This window comes from Bartonella sp. AA86SXKL (genome assembly GCF_042196885.1).
In genome coordinates this window covers 561-858 of sequence record NZ_JBHIRE010000211.1, presented here as the reverse complement: position 1 = coordinate 858, position 298 = coordinate 561, and the positions used below count along the sequence as shown (strand labels likewise).

Here is a 298-nt window from a genome sequence, read left to right as displayed (position 1 = left end):
CCTAATGTAGCTCCTGCTCCAATCAATGTATGAATTTCATCAATAAATAAAACAGCATTTGAATATTGCTCAAATTCTTTAATAAGTTGCTTTAATCGTTCTTCAAAATCACCGCGATAGCGTGTGCCAGCAACAAGCCCTCCCATATCAAGGGAAAATATCGTTGCATTTGATAAAACTTCAGGCACTTCCCCATCAACAATGCGTTTCGCCAACCCCTCAATTATAGCTGTTTTTCCAACTCCAGGATCACCAACTAAAAGCGGATTGTTTTTCGATCTTCGACATAAAACCTGAA

At 38.6% G+C, this 298-nt stretch carries 1 protein-coding gene; it reads right to left on the bottom strand.

The annotated features are described in order from the left end of the window. Positions 1-298, bottom strand: a 298-nt coding sequence (locus ACFIO5_RS11030) for an AAA family ATPase (RefSeq protein ID WP_375705425.1), incomplete at both ends; no start/stop codon positions are given.